17 protein-coding genes are annotated in these 15,336 nt (G+C 67.9%); 10 read left to right on the plus strand and 7 right to left on the minus strand.

Features of this window, described 5'->3' with window-relative positions; all coding sequences use genetic code 11:
* The first annotated feature begins 11 nt into the window (after nucleotides 1-11).
* The 3 genes from BN4332_RS17350 to BN4332_RS17360 are packed head-to-tail and all read left to right on the plus strand — an operon-like array spanning nucleotide 12 to nucleotide 3,088.
* Nucleotides 12-965, plus strand: a complete 954-nt coding sequence (locus tag BN4332_RS17350) for an acyl-CoA dehydrogenase family protein (RefSeq protein WP_066900019.1) — start codon at nucleotides 12-14, stop codon at nucleotides 963-965.
* Nucleotides 965-1,900 carry an acyl-CoA dehydrogenase IpdE2 gene (gene ipdE2, locus BN4332_RS17355; protein WP_066900022.1) on the plus strand — a complete coding sequence of 312 codons (936 nt, stop codon included), beginning with the start codon at nucleotides 965-967 and terminating at the stop codon, nucleotides 1,898-1,900. Before BN4332_RS17350 ends, ipdE2 begins: the two co-directional genes overlap by 1 nt.
* Nucleotides 1,901-1,936: 36 nt before the next feature.
* Entirely contained in the window at nucleotides 1,937-3,088 is a 1,152-nt protein-coding gene (locus BN4332_RS17360; RefSeq protein ID WP_066900024.1) for a pyridoxal phosphate-dependent aminotransferase, read from the plus strand.
* Nucleotides 3,089-3,105: 17 nt separating this feature from the next.
* On the opposite strand, the gene BN4332_RS17365 is transcribed toward BN4332_RS17360, so the two are convergent.
* The 3 genes from BN4332_RS17365 to BN4332_RS17375 all read right to left on the minus strand — a co-directional run bounded on the left by BN4332_RS17365 (nucleotide 3,106) and on the right by BN4332_RS17375 (nucleotide 5,766).
* Nucleotides 3,106-3,777 carry a hypothetical protein gene (locus BN4332_RS17365; RefSeq protein ID WP_066900027.1) on the minus strand — a complete coding sequence of 224 codons (672 nt, stop codon included), beginning with the start codon at nucleotides 3,775-3,777 and terminating at the stop codon, nucleotides 3,106-3,108.
* Nucleotides 3,778-3,850: 73 nt separating this feature from the next.
* Nucleotides 3,851-4,474: a PaaI family thioesterase gene (locus tag BN4332_RS17370; RefSeq protein WP_066900029.1), complete on the minus strand. Its 624-nt coding sequence runs from the start codon at nucleotides 4,472-4,474 to the stop codon at nucleotides 3,851-3,853.
* Nucleotides 4,471-5,766, minus strand: coding sequence for an adenylosuccinate synthase (locus tag BN4332_RS17375; RefSeq protein WP_066900031.1), 1,296 nt, complete (start codon nucleotides 5,764-5,766; stop codon nucleotides 4,471-4,473). The genes BN4332_RS17370 and BN4332_RS17375 overlap by 4 nt, the downstream gene beginning before the upstream one ends.
* A gap of 129 nt (nucleotides 5,767-5,895) precedes the next feature.
* Between BN4332_RS17375 and BN4332_RS17380 the strand changes: the two genes are divergently transcribed.
* From BN4332_RS17380 to BN4332_RS17390, 3 genes are all read left to right on the plus strand, one after another.
* The gene (locus BN4332_RS17380) at nucleotides 5,896-6,435 is read left to right on the plus strand and encodes a hypothetical protein (protein ID WP_435405196.1); all 540 of its coding nucleotides are present in this window, start codon (nucleotides 5,896-5,898) and stop codon (nucleotides 6,433-6,435) included.
* Between the two features lie 30 nt (nucleotides 6,436-6,465).
* The gene (locus tag BN4332_RS17385) at nucleotides 6,466-7,245 is read left to right on the plus strand and encodes a site-2 protease family protein (protein ID WP_066900035.1); all 780 of its coding nucleotides are present in this window, start codon (nucleotides 6,466-6,468) and stop codon (nucleotides 7,243-7,245) included.
* Nucleotides 7,246-7,461: 216 nt separating this feature from the next.
* Nucleotides 7,462-8,361 carry a cation diffusion facilitator family transporter gene (locus BN4332_RS17390; RefSeq protein WP_066900037.1) on the plus strand — a complete coding sequence of 300 codons (900 nt, stop codon included), beginning with the start codon at nucleotides 7,462-7,464 and terminating at the stop codon, nucleotides 8,359-8,361.
* 4 nt (nucleotides 8,362-8,365) lie between these two features.
* Here BN4332_RS17390 and BN4332_RS17395 read toward each other — a convergent pair whose 3' ends face one another.
* Nucleotides 8,366-8,782, minus strand: coding sequence for a DUF3151 domain-containing protein (locus BN4332_RS17395; RefSeq protein ID WP_066900040.1), 417 nt, complete (start codon nucleotides 8,780-8,782; stop codon nucleotides 8,366-8,368).
* Between the two features lie 117 nt (nucleotides 8,783-8,899).
* On the opposite strand from BN4332_RS17395, the gene BN4332_RS17400 reads away from it, so the two are divergent.
* Nucleotides 8,900-9,727 carry an Rv0361 family membrane protein gene (locus tag BN4332_RS17400; protein ID WP_066900042.1) on the plus strand — a complete coding sequence of 276 codons (828 nt, stop codon included), beginning with the start codon at nucleotides 8,900-8,902 and terminating at the stop codon, nucleotides 9,725-9,727.
* 9 nt (nucleotides 9,728-9,736) lie between these two features.
* Complete coding sequence (locus BN4332_RS17405) at nucleotides 9,737-10,327, plus strand: CHAP domain-containing protein (RefSeq protein WP_066900044.1); 591 nt, start codon at nucleotides 9,737-9,739, stop codon at nucleotides 10,325-10,327.
* Here BN4332_RS17405 and fbaA read toward each other — a convergent pair.
* The gene (gene fbaA, locus BN4332_RS17410) at nucleotides 10,324-11,361 is read right to left on the minus strand and encodes a class II fructose-bisphosphate aldolase (protein ID WP_066900045.1); all 1,038 of its coding nucleotides are present in this window, start codon (nucleotides 11,359-11,361) and stop codon (nucleotides 10,324-10,326) included. The two genes, BN4332_RS17405 and fbaA, sit on opposite strands and share 4 nt — an antisense overlap.
* A 119-nt stretch (nucleotides 11,362-11,480) precedes the next feature.
* Here fbaA and BN4332_RS17415 point away from each other — a divergent pair, with 119 nt between their 5' ends.
* Complete coding sequence (locus tag BN4332_RS17415; RefSeq protein ID WP_066900159.1) at nucleotides 11,481-12,131, plus strand: VTT domain-containing protein; 651 nt, start codon at nucleotides 11,481-11,483, stop codon at nucleotides 12,129-12,131.
* On the opposite strand, the gene BN4332_RS17420 is transcribed toward BN4332_RS17415, so the two are convergent.
* Nucleotides 12,132-13,292: an XdhC family protein gene (locus tag BN4332_RS17420; RefSeq protein ID WP_066900047.1), complete on the minus strand. Its 1,161-nt coding sequence runs from the start codon at nucleotides 13,290-13,292 to the stop codon at nucleotides 12,132-12,134.
* Between the two features lie 52 nt (nucleotides 13,293-13,344).
* Here BN4332_RS17420 and BN4332_RS17425 point away from each other — a divergent pair, with 52 nt between their 5' ends.
* Nucleotides 13,345-14,367 (plus strand): LLM class flavin-dependent oxidoreductase, encoded by a 1,023-nt coding sequence (locus BN4332_RS17425; protein ID WP_066900049.1) that lies wholly within the window; start codon nucleotides 13,345-13,347, stop codon nucleotides 14,365-14,367.
* A gap of 18 nt (nucleotides 14,368-14,385) precedes the next feature.
* On the opposite strand, the gene BN4332_RS17430 is transcribed toward BN4332_RS17425, so the two are convergent.
* On the minus strand, nucleotides 14,386-15,291 hold the full coding sequence (locus BN4332_RS17430; protein WP_066900051.1) for an LLM class F420-dependent oxidoreductase: 906 nt from the start codon (nucleotides 15,289-15,291) through the stop codon (nucleotides 14,386-14,388).
* Between the last annotated feature and the right edge of the window lie 45 nt (nucleotides 15,292-15,336).

Below are 15,336 nucleotides of genomic sequence, written 5' to 3' on the forward strand. Positions count from 1 at the left end.
GGAGTCGAGGCATGAACTTCGAGATTGACGAACAGCAGCGCGACTTCGCCGCCAGCATCGACGCGGCGCTGAGCGCCGCCAATGTCCCGGCCGCCGTGCGGGCCTGGAGCGAGGGTGACACCGGGCCGGGCCGAAAGGTATGGGCGCAGCTGACCGACCTCGGCGTCACCGCACTGCTGGTGCCCGAGAAGTACGACGGCATCGACGCCAGCCCGGTCGACCTGGTCGTGGCCCTGGAACGGCTGGGCTACTGGGCAGTGCCCGGGCCGGTGACAGAATCCATCGCCGTGGCACCGATCCTGCTCGCGGACGACGAACGCGCGGGCGGGCTGGCGGCCGGGGAGCTGATCGCCACCGTGGCCATGCCGCCCCAGGCGCCGCGAGCAGTCAACGCCGACTTCGCCGGACTGACGTTGCTGGCCGCCGACGGACAGGTCGGTGATGCCACCGCCGGAGCTGCCCACGATTCCGTCGACCCGGCCCGGAAGCTGTTCGACGTCAGCGCATCCGGTGACACCCAGACTGCCGACACCGCACGGGCCTACGAGTTCGGTGTCCTGGCCACCGCCGCCCAGTTGGTGGGCGCCGGCCAGGCGATGCTGGACCAGTCCGTCGAGTACGCCAAGCAGCGTGCGCAGTTCGGCCGGATCATCGGCTCGTACCAGGCCATCAAGCACAAGCTGGCCGACGTGCTGATCGCCGTCGAGCTGGCCCGCCCGCTGGTCTACGGCGCGGCACTGTCGCTGGCCGAGGGCTTGCCCGACACCGCACGTGACGTCAGTGCCGCCAAGGTGGCCGCCGCCGACGCCGCGCTGCTTTCCGCCCGCTCCGCGCTGCAGACCCACGGCGCCATCGGGTTCACTCAGGAACACGACCTGTCCCTGTCGCTGCTGCGGGTACAAGCCCTGCGCAGCGCCTGGGGCGATCCCACCGCACACCGTCGTCGACTGCTGGAGGCCCTCTGATGAGTGAAGAACGGCAACTACTGCGCGAAACCGTCGCCGCGCTCGTGGAGAAGCACGCCTCGCCCGAGGCTGTCCGCGCGGCGATGGAATCGGAACGCGGCTACGACGAGAAGCTCTGGGGCCTGCTGTGCGAGCAGGTCGGGGCGGCGGCGCTGGTGGTTCCCGAGGAACTCGGCGGCGCCGGAGGCGAACTCGCCGACGCCGCAGTGGTTCTCGAAGAACTCGGTAAGGCGCTGGTGCCGACCCCGCTGCTCGGCACCACGCTGGCCGAGCTCGCGCTGCTGGCCGTCGACGATCATGAACCGCTGGAGGGACTCGCCGAGGGCGCAGCCATCGGCACCGTGGTTTTCAATCCCGAGTACGTGATCAACGGGGACGTAGCCGATGTCGTCATCGCCGCCGACGGAGAGCACCTGACCCGTTGGGCGACGTTCACCGCCACGCCAAGAACCACCATGGATCTCACTCGCCGGCTGTCCGCGGTGATCCCCGGGGACACCGTCGTCCTCGGCGCCGATCCCGGCCTGGCCGACACCGCGGCACTGCTGATGGCGGCCGAGCAGATCGGTGCCGCATCCCGCTGCCTCGATCTGACCGTCGCCTACACCAAGGACCGGGTCCAGTTCGGCCGTGCCATCGGCAGCTTCCAGGCGCTCAAGCACCGGATGGCCGACCTGTACGTGAAGGTGTCCTCGGCCCGCGCCGTCGTCAACGACGCCATCGCCGCCCCGTCGCCCACCAATGCGTCCCTGGCCCGCTACTTCGCCAGTGAGGCGCTGTCGGCGGTGACTGCCGAGGCCATCCAGCTGCACGGCGGTATCGCCATCACCTGGGAGAGCGACATCCAGCTGTACTTCAAGCGGGCCCACGGCAGCGCCCAGCTGCTCGGGCCCCCGCGCGAGCATCTGCGCCGCCTCGAAGCTCAGGTGTTCTAGGCGGCTCGGCCGCCGGGGTGTTCTAGCCTGGCTCGGATGGACGTGTCGCTCAGAGCAGGGATCCCGCCGTTCCATGTCATGGACGTGTGGCTGGCCGCGGCGGAACGCCAGCGCACGCACGGCGACCTGGTCAACCTGTCTGCGGGGCAACCGAGCGCCGGAGCGCCGACGGCGGTGCGTGAGGCCGCCGTCGCCGCGCTGAACCAGGGCGCTCTGGGCTACACCGTCGCCCTCGGCATCCCCGAGCTCCGCGCTGAGATCGCCGCGTCGTACCGCAAATACGGCGTCGAGGTCGGCGTCGACGAGGTGGTGCTCACCACCGGCTCCTCGGGCGGGTTCCTGCTGACGTTCCTCGCCTGTTTCGACGCCGGCGATCGGGTCGCGATCGCCAGCCCCGGCTACCCCTGTTACCGCAACATCCTCACCGCGCTGGGTTGCGAGGTGGTCGAGATCCCGTGCGGGCCTGAGACCCGCTTCCAGCCGACCGTCGCGATGCTCGACGCGCTCGATCCCCGGGTAGCCGGCGTCATCGTCGCGAGCCCGGCCAATCCGACCGGCACCGTCATCCCGCCCGAGGAATTGGCCGCGATCACTCGCTGGTGTGATACCTCTGGGGTGCGGCTGATCAGCGACGAGGTCTATCACGGCCTGGTCTACCCCGGCGCTCCCGAGACCAGCTGTGCCTGGGAGACCTCACGAAATGCCGTGGTGGTCAACAGCTTCTCGAAGTATTTCGCGATGACCGGCTGGCGGCTGGGCTGGCTGCTGGTGCCCACCGAACTGCAGCGTGCGGTGGATCGGCTCACCGGGAACTTCACCATCTGCCCACCCGCGTTGGCCCAGCATGCCGCGGTGGCCGCCTTCACCTCCGAATCGCTGGCCGAGGCCGAAGGTCTGTTGTCGCACTACGCCGACAACCGCACGCTTCTGCTCGACGGGCTGCGCGGCATCGGGATCGATCGGTTGGCTCCGACCGACGGCGCCTTCTACGTGTACGCCGACGTCAGCGACCACACCGACGACTCCCTGGTTTGGTGCTCAAAGCTGTTGGCCGACACCGGCGTCGCCATCGCACCCGGTATCGACTTCGACACCGTGCGCGGCAGCTCCTATGTTCGGCTGTCCTTCGCCGGCCCGACCAGCGACATCGAAGAGGCCCTGCGCCGGATCGGTGCTTGGCTGGGCTGATACCCGGCGAACGTGAGCTACGCGGGGCCCTCCCCCTCGGCGTGAAAATCGATCACGCCGGCCCGAATCAGGATCAACAGACTGACCGCGAGCACCCAGAGCGGGAAGGCCAGCACGATCCACATGCTGACGTTTCCGGCGATCAGAAGTGCCACTGCGACAAGGTAAGTCGCGTACACCAGCGGACGTGGCATCAGTCCGGTCTTCAACCAGATCGTGGCCAACGACATCATGAACACCGCGGCCATCCGGACGCCGTAGGTCTTGCTCAACGCCATCAGCACCATCTGGCCGAACGTGGCGACGTGACTGTACGCGGTCGCGTCGGTGATGCCCGCCCGGCTGGCGATCAATCCCGCCCCGACAGCGGACGACACGAACATCATCGCCAGGAACAAGATGCCGCTGCCGAGGAACACCGACGAGAAGAACCGGTCCTCGAAACGGCCGAAACCGTCACGCACCACCCCGATGAACCACAGGAACGCAATGCCGGCGAACGGCATCAGCACCGAGGCCACCCGCAGTCGAGTGGTCGCACCGTCGATCCATTGCGAACCGGGCTCGGCGCCCTCGGGCAGCGCGGTGCGGATCAGCACGAGTGCCACGCCGAACAGCACGGCGAACAGGACCCCCGCCAGTGCCGCCGCTCGCGGGGTCGACAATCGGTGCAGATGTTGTTGGACCACAGCGCCATAGTGACACCCCAACCGCTGCGCCGCGACGACATTCGAGCCCTACGATGATGCGCGATCTGATGTCTCAGGGCTGGCCGGGCAGCAGTCTGATCATCAGGCCGTTGGCCTCGGCGAGCAGGTTCTCGTCGGGATCACGCAGTTCGGCGTTCACAAATGCCTTGCGCCCCTCGTCCTCTCGCACCCAGCCCCGGGCGGTCAGCTCGGTGTCGATCGGCGTCACCTTGCGGTAGTCCACGTGCAGGAAGGCCGTTCGGCTGATCGGACGCCCGGCGGCGTGGATCACCATGCCGAAGACCGAGTCGAACAGCAGCGGCAGCACGCCGCCGTGCACCGCATAGTTGCCACCGACGTGGAAGCGGCTGAACTCGACCTTCAGTTCGACGCCCTCGGGCTCGAACTTCGACACCGTGAACGGCGGCATCAGCAGACTGCCGACACCGGGCAGCGACGGCACCCGGTTGGCCGGTCCGACGCCTTCCGCGGCCTCGTAGGGGCCGAGCAGCTTGACCAGTTCCTCGACGCGGTCGGCGGCGTCGTCCCAGGTGTCGCCGTCCGGATTGGCCGACACGGCCAGGTCCTGCGCCCGGCGCATCGCGGTTAGAAAACGAGCGAAACCCGGCCCCGGATCGGCCGTCTCGAAAACCGGGAATCCGCCGTGCTGCTCGAATACCGATGGTTCGTCACTCACTTGGCGGCCAAGATGTCACGCCGCACGATCGTCTGCTCACGGCCCGGGCCGACACCGATGCAGGAAACATGCGCTCCGGCAAGCTCTTCCAGTCGCAAGACGTAGTCCTGCGCCTTCGCGGGCAGATCGGAGAACTCACGTGCGCCGGAGATGTCCTCCCACCAGCCGGGCAATTCCTCATAGATCGGCTCGGCGCGGTGGATGTCGGACTGCGTCATCGGCATCTCGTTGGTGCGCTTGCCGTCGACCTTGTAGCCGACGCACACCGGCACGGTCTCCAGGCTGGACAGCACGTCGAGCTTGGTCAGGAAGTAGTCGGTGATGCCGTTGACCCGGGTCGCGTAGCGCGCGATCACCGCGTCGAACCAGCCGCAACGGCGGGCCCGGCCGGTGGTCACGCCCACCTCGCCGCCGGTCTTGGCCAGGTAGGCGCCGTGCTCGTCGAACAGCTCGGTCGGGAACGGACCGGAGCCGACACGAGTGGTGTAGGCCTTGAGGATTCCGAGCACCGTGGTGATCCGCGTCGGCCCGATCCCGGAACCGACCGCGGCGCCGCCCGCCGTCGGATTCGAGGAGGTGACGAACGGGTACGTGCCGTGGTCGACGTCGAGCAGAGTGCCCTGCGACCCCTCCAGCAGCACGGTCTCGCCGCCTTCCAGGGCCTCGTTGAGCAGCAGCCGGGCATCGGCGATGCGGTGCTTGAACCCCTCGGCCTGGCTGAGCAGGTTCTCCAGCACCTCGGCCGGTTCGAGCGCCTTGCGGTTGTAGATCTTGACCAGCACCTGGTTCTTGAATTCCAGCGCCGCCTCGATCTTTTCGGCCAGCAGCTGCTCGTCGAGCACGTCGGCCACCCGGATGCCGATGCGCGCGATCTTGTCCTGGTAACAGGGACCGATACCGCGACCGGTGGTGCCGATCTTCTTACTGCCCGCGTACCGCTCGACCACCTTGTCGATCGCGACGTGGTACGGCATCAGCAGGTGCGCATCGGCGGAGATCAGCAACCGCGACGTGTCCACCCCACGGTCCTCAAGCCCGGACAGCTCCGTGAGCAGCACCCCGGGATCGACCACCACACCGTTGCCGATGACGTTGGTGACCCCCGGTGTCAGGATGCCCGAGGGGATGAGGTGCAGTGCGAAGTTCTCCCCGGTGGGGAGCACGACGGTGTGCCCGGCGTTGTTACCCCCCTGGTACCGAACGACCCACTGCACGCGGCCACCGAGCAGATCGGTGGCTTTACCTTTGCCCTCGTCGCCCCACTGGGCGCCGATGAGGACGATTGCCGGCATGGCGTAATCTCCCGCCTAATCTTCCGCACTAATGTGATGCAGCCGGTAGGTCACCTTATCCCAGCTCACGCCAGGAACCCATTTCTCCGACCCCGAGGAGCAGTTTTGACCACCTCAGACGGGGTTGCGGTGGTCGGTACTGCACCCGTTCCGGGTCCGCTCCGCAACCTGCCGAAGGCCGACGTCGACAACCTCGGCGCACACCGCCGAGTGATCGTGACCGGCGGCGACGCCGAGCTGGCGGCCGTACTCACCGCGTTGCTGCGCGCCGATCGACTCGATGTCGAGGTGGGTGTCGCCACGGGCGGCTGGTCGGCGCGTCGAGCGCTTCGTGCCGCGGCCCGGCGTGTCCCGCTGATCCGCGATGAGACCGGAACAGTGCTGGTCAAGGCGGCCTACTGGCGCGGCGACGAGGGTGCGCCGCTGGTGGGTGAGGCCATCGTCGACGATCATGTGCTGTTCGACGGCGAGGCGCCCGGCGTTCGCGTCGAACCCACCCCTGACATGCCGGGCCTGCGTGCGAGCGTGCTCANCCGCTGGGTGGTCGGGCGTGCCGCGCAGCTGGGCACCCCCGGCGCGCAGGTGATCCGCGACGGCGTGCCCGCACCGCGAACCGTCCGGCGCTCGACGTTCTACCGGCACACCGAGGGTTGGCTGCGCGTCGGCTGAAACCGCGGCCGCAGCCGGTAGCGTCGAATCGTGAACATCCGCCCGCTGCATCAGTCGGTACGGCCCAGCCCGGTTTTCCTGGCCGTCATCGCGCTCACCGTGGCCGGCGGGGTGCTGGCCTGGCTGGCCGGGATGGAGCGCACACCGCTGTCCTACGTCGGCGTGTTCATCCTGGTGATCGCCGGCTGGTTGGTGTCGCTGTGCCTGCACGAGTTCGGCCATGCCTTCACCGCGTGGCGGTTCGGTGACCATGACGTCGCGGTGCGCGGGTATCTGACCCTCAACCCGTTCAAGTACTCCCATCCCCTGCTGTCGCTCGGATTGCCGGTGCTGGTCATCGCTCTCGGCGGAATCGGGTTGCCGGGCGGGGCGGTCTACGTCCGGACATCATGGATGACCGCCAGGCAGAAAACCATGGTCAGCTTGGCCGGCCCGGCCGCCAACCTGGTGCTGGCGGTGCTGTTGCTCGGCATCACGCGACTGTTCGCCGAGCCGGAGCACGCGGTGTTCTGGTCCGGCCTGGCCTTCCTGGGCTTCCTGCAGGTCACCGCGGTGGTGCTGAATCTGCTGCCGGTGCCCGGACTCGACGGCTACGGCGCGCTGGAGCCGCACCTGAGCCCCGACACCCAGCGAGCACTTGAGCCGGCCAAGCAGTGGGGCCTGTTCATCCTGCTGATCCTGCTGTTCACGCCCGTACTCAACCGGTGGTTCTTCTCCGTGGTCTTCTGGTTCGTCGACCTGTCCGGCGTGCCGAGCCAGCTCGTGGCGATCGGCAGCCAGCTCACCCGGTTCTGGTCTGCCTGGCTCTGACACCCTCGTCGGCCCCGGCCCTTGTGGTCGAGCGCGTCACGCCCGTCGTCGTCACGCCAGCGTGACTCTCGCGACCGGGCGCCACTCTGGCGTGACGAAGTGAGGCCCGGACTGCGTGGCTGCACGGGCTGGGTGGCACCGCGGGCGGGGTGGCGGCCCGGGCATGGCCGGACCAGACACTTGCAACATATGCATACTTCCGCATATATTGCGGACATGGGAGCCGGTCACGATCACAGTCACCACAGCAGCGATACCCGCGTCAGCAGAATGGTCATCGCCGCGGCGATCCTCAGCGCGTTCTTCGTGCTCGAGTTAGTCACCGCGCTGCTGATCAACTCGATCGCCCTGCTGGCCGACGCCGGCCACATGCTCACCGATCTCGTCGCGATGTTCATGGGGTTGACGGCGGTGCTGCTGGCCAAGCGCGGCAGCTCCTCACCCGCCCGCACCTACGGCTGGCACCGGGCCGAGGTCTTCACCGCGGTGGCCAACGCCGCGCTGCTGCTGGGCATGGCGGGCTTCATCCTCTACGAGGCCATCGAACGCCTCGGCAATGCGCCCGACGTGCCCGGCGTGCCGATGATCGTGGTGGCGCTGGCCGGCCTGGCCGCCAACGCCGTCGTGGTGCTGCTGCTGCGTTCGCACTCCAAGGACAGCCTGGCCGTCAAGGGCGCCTACATGGAGGTCATGGCCGACACCGTCGGCAGCATCGGTGTCCTGGTCGCCGGCATCGTGACCGTCACCACCCGCTGGCCGTACGCGGACGTGGTGGTCGCTGTGCTCGTCGCCCTGTGGGTGCTGCCCCGCGCGATCGCGTTGGCCCGGGCTGCGCTGCGGATCCTGAGTGAGTCCTCCCCGTCACACATCGACGTCGAGGAACTGCGCTCCGCGCTCGGCGAGGTAAACGGAGTGACCGGCGTGCACGACCTGCACGTGTGGACCCTGGTGCCCGGCAAGGACATGGTCACCGCGCACCTCACGAGTAGCGGCGACACCGCGCGAGTGCTCGATGACGCACGGGCGGTGCTGAACGCGCGCGGCCTGGCGCACGCCACGGTTCAGGTGGAGCCGCCCGACGCGGCAGAAGACTGCTCGTGCGAGGCGAAGGACTGAGGGCTCAGGCCAGGCCGAGCTCGGCCCGCGCCGACGGATCGCAGTCGTCGAGCAGATCCAGGCAGCGCTGGAACTCGTCGGTCTCGCCGATGTCGTCGGCGGCCCGCGCCAGCGCTGCCACGCACCGCAGGAAACCCTGATTGGGCTCGTGGGCGAAGGGCACCGGGCCGAAGCCCTTCCAGCCGTTGCGGCGCAGCTGGTCCAGCCCGCGGTGATAACCCGTTCGGGCGTAGGCATACGCGGTGACGGCCTTGTCGTCGGCGAGCGCCTGCTCCGCCAGCACCGCCCATGCGATCGACGCCGACGGATGCGCGGCTGCCACCACGGCAGCCTTCTCCCCCGCAGCCAGTTCGTCTTCGGCCTCCGGGTCCCCGGGAAGGAGGACCGGATCCGGTCCCAGCAGATCACCCATCCGTGTCATGGGCCCATTGTGCACCGACGCCGGGTCACCGCCGCCACCGCGGATCAGTTCGCCACAGATCGCCGCACCGACGGATAAGCTCCACCGGTACCGACATACGGGAGGACCGCAGCAGGGATGTCGAACCCAACGGGACCGGACGAGCACAACGCACCGGGCCAGCCGGCCGAGCAGGCCCGCCCGTCCACCGACCACAGCGATACCCCGACCGAACAGGTTCAGTTGCCCCTGGCGTCGGAGGTCACCGATCCGGCCACCGAGATCATCGGCTCGGCCGACGAAGTCACCGAGGCGGTGATCCGCAGCGAGGAGCGACGTTTCACCGCGCCGTCCGGGTTCGACAGTTCCACTCAGAAGATCGACACCCCTCCCGACCCGGAGACCGAGGTGTTCGCACCGCCGGCCGAGGGTGACACCGTCGCCGCCGAGGCACCGAAAGGCGCTGCACCGCAGGTCATCCCGCCCCGCGAAGAGGCCGCACCGACGCCGCCGCCCACCACGCGCCGCAGCTGGGGCTGGGTGATCGCCGTCGTGCTGGTGATCGCCGCGCTGGTGGCGATCGCGGTGCTCGGCACCGTGCTGCTCACCCGCAACTCGTCGTCGACGTCCTCGCAGGAGGATGAGGTGCGCGCGACGATCCAGAACTTCGACTCGGCGATTCAGCGCGGCGACCTCTCGACGTTGCGATCGATCACCTGCGGCACCACTCGCGACAACTACGTCAAGTACGACCAGAAGGCCTGGGACGAGACCCACGCCCGGGTCGAGGCCGCCAAGCAGTACCCGGTGGTCGCCAGCATCGACCAGGTGATCGTGAACGGCGATCACGCCGAGGCCAACGTCACCAGCTTCATGGCGTTCGCCCCGCAAACCCGTTCCACCCGCAGCTTCGATCTGGAGTTCCGCGACAATCAGTGGAAGATCTGCCAGGCCCCCACCAGTTAGCCTGATCGGGTGACCCGGCGCGGACCGAAGCTCTGGCTGGCGCTGTCCGCGCTGCTCGTGGTCGGTGCAGTCGGCCTGTCGGCACTGCTGCTGGGCCGTCCGGACTCTTCGTTCGACGTGCTGCCGGGCAAACCGGCACCGTTCCCCGCCATCGACCGCAGCGCACTCAGCCCACCGCAGACCCGCATCGTCGACGTCCTGCAGGCGCAATACGAGGCCCAGCCCGGCGGCAGCCATTTCTCCGAGGGGGTCGAAGAACCCTGGTGTGCCGACTTCGTCAGCTGGGTGCTCAACGAGGCGGGCCAACCGTTGGCCAACCCGAACTCGGGCCATTGGCGCATCCCCGGCGTGTACACGCTGCAGGAGTACTACCAGGGCACCGGGCGGTTCGCCGGCCCGGATGACTACCGGCCCTCCACCGGTGATGTGGTGATGTACGTCGAGGGCAGCCCACTCGGGCTACACACGAATTTCGTTCTGGCCGTGGAGGGCAACGCCATCACCACGGTCGGCGGGAACGAGCAGGGCGGGATCCGGGTGCACACCCTCGACGACGCCGAACTCGCCGGCATCCTCGGGTACGGCCGACTGAGCGCTTAGCCGCCGGTGACGCTGCGGCCCGCGCTGTGCAGATCGTTGCAGGCCTCGATGACACGCTCGGTCATCGACGCCTCGGCCTTCTTCAGATAGCTGCGCGGGTCGTAGACCTTCTTGTTGCCGACCTCGCCGTCGACCTTGAGCACCCCGTCGTAGTTGGTGAACATGTGCGCGGCCAGCGGCCGGGTGAAGGCGTACTGGGTGTCGGTGTCGACGTTCATCTTCACCACGCCGTACTTGAGCGAATCCTCGATCTCGGACTTCAACGAACCCGAACCGCCGTGGAAGACGAAATCGAAAGGCTTTGCGTCACCGGGCAATCCCAGCTTGGCCGCAGCCACCCGCTGCCCCTCGGCCAGCACCTCGGGCTTGAGCACCACGTTGCCGGGCTTGTAGACGCCGTGCACGTTCCCGAACGTCGCCGCCAGCAGGTACGCCCCGTGCTCACCAGCGCCCAGCGCGTCGATGGTCTTCTCGAAATCCTCTGACGACGTGTAGAGCTTGTCGTTGATCTCGGCCTCGACCCCGTCCTCCTCGCCACCGACAACGCCGATCTCCACCTCCAGGACGATCTTGGCGGCCGCCGCGACCTTCAACAGCTCCTGCGCGATGGTGAGGTTCTCGTCGATCGGCACGGCCGACCCGTCCCACATGTGCGACTGGAACAGCGGGTTGCGGCCGGCCGCGACCCGCTCGGCCGAGATCGCCAGCAGCGGCCGCACGTAGGTGTCCAATTTGTCCTTCGGACAGTGGTCGGTGTGCAGGGCCACCGTGATCGGGTACTTCTCGGCGATCACGTGCGCGAACTCGGCCAGCGCGACGGCACCGGTGACCATGTCCTTGACCCCGAGGCCCGAGGCGAACTCGGCGCCACCGGTGGAGAACTGGATGATGCCGTCGCTGCCCGCGTCGGCAAAGCCCTTGATGGCGGCGTTGATCGTTTCCGACGACGTGCAGTTGATGGCCGGGAACGCGAAGGAATGCTCCTTGGCCCGGCCCAGCATCTCGGCGTACACCTCAGGCGTGGCGATCGGCATGGGTTGTCCTTCCGGTTGGACGTGAGTTATCGCAGGTGAAGACCGCTGGTGGGCCCCAGGTACCCTTGGGAGTCGTGATCGACACCGCCCTCCCTGAGGCTACGACCAATCTGGCACTCATGCCGGATTTCATGGATCCCCTGCACCTCATCGGATCCTTCGGCACCTGGGCCCTGGTGGGCATCCTGGTCGTCGTCTTCGTCGAGTCCGGTGTGCTGTTCCCGGTCCTTCCTGGCGACTCGTTGCTGTTCGTCGCGGGCATGCTCGCCGCGGGCACCGCCGCCCAGGGCACGTCGGTGGACGCCAACTTCGAACTCTGGCAGCTGCTGGTGTTCATCCCGGTCGCGGCGATCTTCGGCGGCCAGGTCGGCTACCTCATCGGCCGGTTCATCGGGGTCGAGATGTTCAAACCCGACGCCCGGGTGCTGAAGCAGAAGTATCTCGACGAGGCCCATGCGTTCTTCGAGCAGCGCGGCCCGTTCGCGATCGTCATCGCACGTTTCGTGCCGATCGTGCGGACCCTGGCGCCGATCGTGGCCGGCGCCGCCAAGATGCGCTACTCGGTGTTCTCGACGTTCAACATCCTGGGCGCCCTGATCTGGGGCGTCGGGCTGGTGCTGCTGGGCTACTGGCTGGGTCAGTTCGAGATCATCCAGAAGCTGCTCGAGCCGATCTTCATCCTGATCGTCGTGGCCTCGGTGGCGCCCATGTTCATCGAGTGGTTCAAGCGCCGCCGTGCCGCCAACAAAGGCGCCGAGCAGCAGACCTGACTATCGCGCCGGCAACGACCGGCGTTCACCCTGCTCGTGATGGATGCGGCCGTCGGTCCGGGCCAGCGGTCGTCCGCCGCCTCCCCACCGCCGCGCGATGATCTCGGCGGCGATGGACACCGCGGTCTCCTCGGGTGTCCGACCGCCGAGATCCAGCCCGATCGGACTGGACAGCTTGGCCAGCTCGACCTCGGTGATCCCAGCTTCGCGCAGCCGGGCCACCCGGTCCTCGTGGGTGCGCCGTGATCCCATCGCTCCGACGTATTCGACTTCGGGCAGGCGCAGCGCCACCTCCAGCAGCGGCACGTCGAACTTGGGGTCATGGGTGAGCACACAGATCACCGTGCGGGCATCGATCTCCCCGGCCTCGGCCAGCGTCGCGAGGTAGCGATGCGGCCAGTCCACCACCACCTCGTCGGCCGTCGGGAATCGTGCCGCGGTGGCGAATACCGGGCGCGCATCGCACACCGTGACCCGGTAGCCCAGGAACGTGCCCTGCTGCGCGACGGCCGCCGCGAAATCGATCGCGCCGAACACCAGCATCCGCGGTCGCGGCGCATGGCTCGCGACGAAAACCTCCATGCCCTCACCACGGCGCTGACCGTCCGGTCCGTAGGTCAGGACCTCAGTGCGACCCGCCGCCAACAGCCCACGGGCATCGTCGATGACGGCGGCATCCGCGCGCGGCGATCCAAGCGAGCCGACCTCCGCCGCATCCGGGTCGTCGCGGTGCACCACCAACCGCCTGCCGACCCACGACGCATCGGGATGTGCCACGACCGTGGCCACCGCGACCGGGCGATGCGCCTCGATGTCGTCGGCGATCGCACCCAATTGGTGAAAGGTGTTCGCGGACACCGGTTCCACGAACACGTCGAGGATGCCGCCGCACGTGAGCCCGACCTCGAAGGCGTCATCATCACTGACGCCGTAGCGTTGCAGCACCGGGCGGCCGCCGGCCATCACCTCAGTCGCCAGTTCGTACACCGCGCCCTCGACGCACCCACCGGAGACCGACCCGGAGACGGTGCCGTCGGGCGCGACCACCATCGCCGCACCCGCGGGGCGTGGGGCCGACCGAAATGTGCGCACCACTGTCCCGACACCCGCGGTGCCGCCGGCACGCCAGACCGCTAACAGAGTGCTCAGCACATCTCTCACGCCATTCAATCTAAACCGGAATATTTGTGAACCTGAAAGCGCCGTACTCCGCATGCGAGAAGACCACGAAGCGCCCAAGGTCAGTATCTGGACCGACGCACGGCCCGAACCCGGCGAACACCGCGGCGAGCGGCGCTACGCCGAGCTGCTGGAGGAGGCGCGACTGGCCGACACGCTGCCCTTTCACACGTTCGCCACAACCGAACAACACGGCGTCGACGACGGCTATCTGCCCGCTCAACTCCCGCTGATCGCGGGCTTGGGCGTTGCCACGCAGCGGATCCGGTTCATGACCAATGCCCTACTGCTGCCGTTGCATCCGTGGCGCCAGGTCGTCGAACAGGCCATGGTGGCGGATCTGCTGTCGGGTGGACGGCTGGCACTCGGCGTCGCAGCGGGCGGATACGAGCGCGAGTTCGACCTGTTCGGCATCGATTTCCGCAAGCGCGCCGAATTGATGGAACGGGGCTTGGCGTTCATTCGGCAAGGACTTCACGAGGGTTCCCTGCCCGATGGCCCGGACGGCACCGACGTGCCGGTGTTACCGCGTCCGGTTCAGGACCGCATCCCGGTGTATCTGGGTGGCGGCGCGCCGAAGGTGCTCGATCGTGCCGTTCGGCTTGCCGACGGCGTGATGCCGGTCGACTTCTTTTCGCCCGACACGGGATTCGCCGACATGTGGGAGGAGCGGCTCGCACCGGCGCTGGCACGTCACGGTCGATCGCTCGACGACTTCCGCTTCATCATCTGTGTTCCGTTGTGGGCGTCCGAGGATCCCGAGCGGGACTGGGAACTCTTCTACAAGGACGCGATCGAGTACCAGTTCGGCCAGTACGCCAGCTGGGCCGGAGACCGCTCCAAGGTCGGCGTCCACGCCGAATCCGACACGCCGTGGCAGCGGGAGAGCATGCTGGTTGACACTCCCGAGAACATCGCGCGACGTCTCAAGGAGATTCGCGCCGACGCGCCGTATCACGAGGTCGTGTTCTGGTACCGAATCCCGCACATCGGCCATGAGCGGGCCCTGGCCCACCTCGAACTGGTTGCGCAGAAGGTGATCCCGCTTCTCGGATGAGCAGCGGCAGGGCCTGGCTCAGGCCTTACCCAGCCCCAGCGCATCGGCGAGTTCTCGCAACGCCGGTCGCGGATCCGCCATCGGGCTGTCCCCGAGCACCTGCAGCACGACATGGTCGGCACCGGCGTCGAGATGAGCCGTGACGGCCTTCGCGGCGTTGTCGACCGATCCCATCCCCACCACGGCCCGGGCCAACCGTTCGGAGCCACCACGGACCAGGTCGGACTCGTCAAAACCCTGCCGCAGCCACGAATTCCGGTAGTTCGGCAGACCGCTGTAGACCTCGAGGTGCGCGTGGGCGCGGCGGAGTTGATCGTCATCGGTAGATCCGACTGCCACCGCCTGCTCCGAGACGATCCACTTCTCCGGACCGAGGATGTCCCGGGTGACCCGGGTCTGCTCGGGGGTCACCAGATAGGGATGGGCGCCGTCGGCATGGGTGCCCGACAACTCGATCATCTTGGGGCCCAATGCCGCCAGCAACCGGGGCGGACGGCCGACACCGGGTTCGATCTGCTCGGGCACCGCCGCCATCCGATCCAGATAGTCACGCATGGTGGCCAGCGGTTTCTGGTAGACGCCACCCAGGCCGTGCTCGACCAGCGGCCCGTGGCTGACACCGAGACCGAGCACGAACCGGCCCGGATACATCGCGGTGAGAGTGCGAGCGCCGGTCTCGGCCGCGCTCGGAACCCGGACGTGGATGTTGGCGATGCCGGTACCCACCACCAGACGGTCGGTGGCGGCCAGGAACGCCGCCGACTGGGTCAGGCATTCCTTCCCGGTGACCTCGGGGAGGAACAACGACCCGAAGCCGAGTGCCTCGATCTCTCTGGCGACTTCCTGCGCGTCCGGCATCGACCAGGTCTCACTTGCCCACCACACGCCGATCCGGCTGGGGAAATCGATGTTGGCACGCGTCACTGACCACTCCTCAACTTGCTCGGCTCGTCGACTCTGACCACACCC

Source organism: Mycolicibacterium houstonense (genome assembly GCF_900078665.2).
GTDB lineage: Bacteria > Actinomycetota > Actinomycetes > Mycobacteriales > Mycobacteriaceae > Mycobacterium > Mycobacterium houstonense.

What these genes read in the sequence shown, in the direction of transcription:
- BN4332_RS17350 (WP_066900019.1), top strand. Translation starts at nt 12, where the DNA reads ATGAACTTCGAGATTGACGAACAGCAGCGCGACTTCGCCGCCAGCATC.
- ipdE2 (WP_066900022.1), top strand. Translation starts at nt 965, where the DNA reads ATGAGTGAAGAACGGCAACTACTGCGCGAAACCGTCGCCGCGCTCGTG.
- BN4332_RS17360 (WP_066900024.1), top strand. Translation starts at nt 1,937, where the DNA reads ATGGACGTGTCGCTCAGAGCAGGGATCCCGCCGTTCCATGTCATGGAC.
- BN4332_RS17375 (WP_066900031.1), bottom strand. Translation starts at nt 5,766, where the DNA reads ATGCCGGCAATCGTCCTCATCGGCGCCCAGTGGGGCGACGAGGGCAAA.
- BN4332_RS17390 (WP_066900037.1), top strand. Translation starts at nt 7,462, where the DNA reads ATGGGAGCCGGTCACGATCACAGTCACCACAGCAGCGATACCCGCGTC.
- BN4332_RS17395 (WP_066900040.1), bottom strand. Translation starts at nt 8,782, where the DNA reads ATGACACGGATGGGTGATCTGCTGGGACCGGATCCGGTCCTCCTTCCC.
- BN4332_RS17400 (WP_066900042.1), top strand. Translation starts at nt 8,900, where the DNA reads ATGTCGAACCCAACGGGACCGGACGAGCACAACGCACCGGGCCAGCCG.
- fbaA (WP_066900045.1), bottom strand. Translation starts at nt 11,361, where the DNA reads ATGCCGATCGCCACGCCTGAGGTGTACGCCGAGATGCTGGGCCGGGCC.
- BN4332_RS17415 (WP_066900159.1), top strand. Translation starts at nt 11,481, where the DNA reads ATGCCGGATTTCATGGATCCCCTGCACCTCATCGGATCCTTCGGCACC.
- BN4332_RS17425 (WP_066900049.1), top strand. Translation starts at nt 13,345, where the DNA reads ATGCGAGAAGACCACGAAGCGCCCAAGGTCAGTATCTGGACCGACGCA.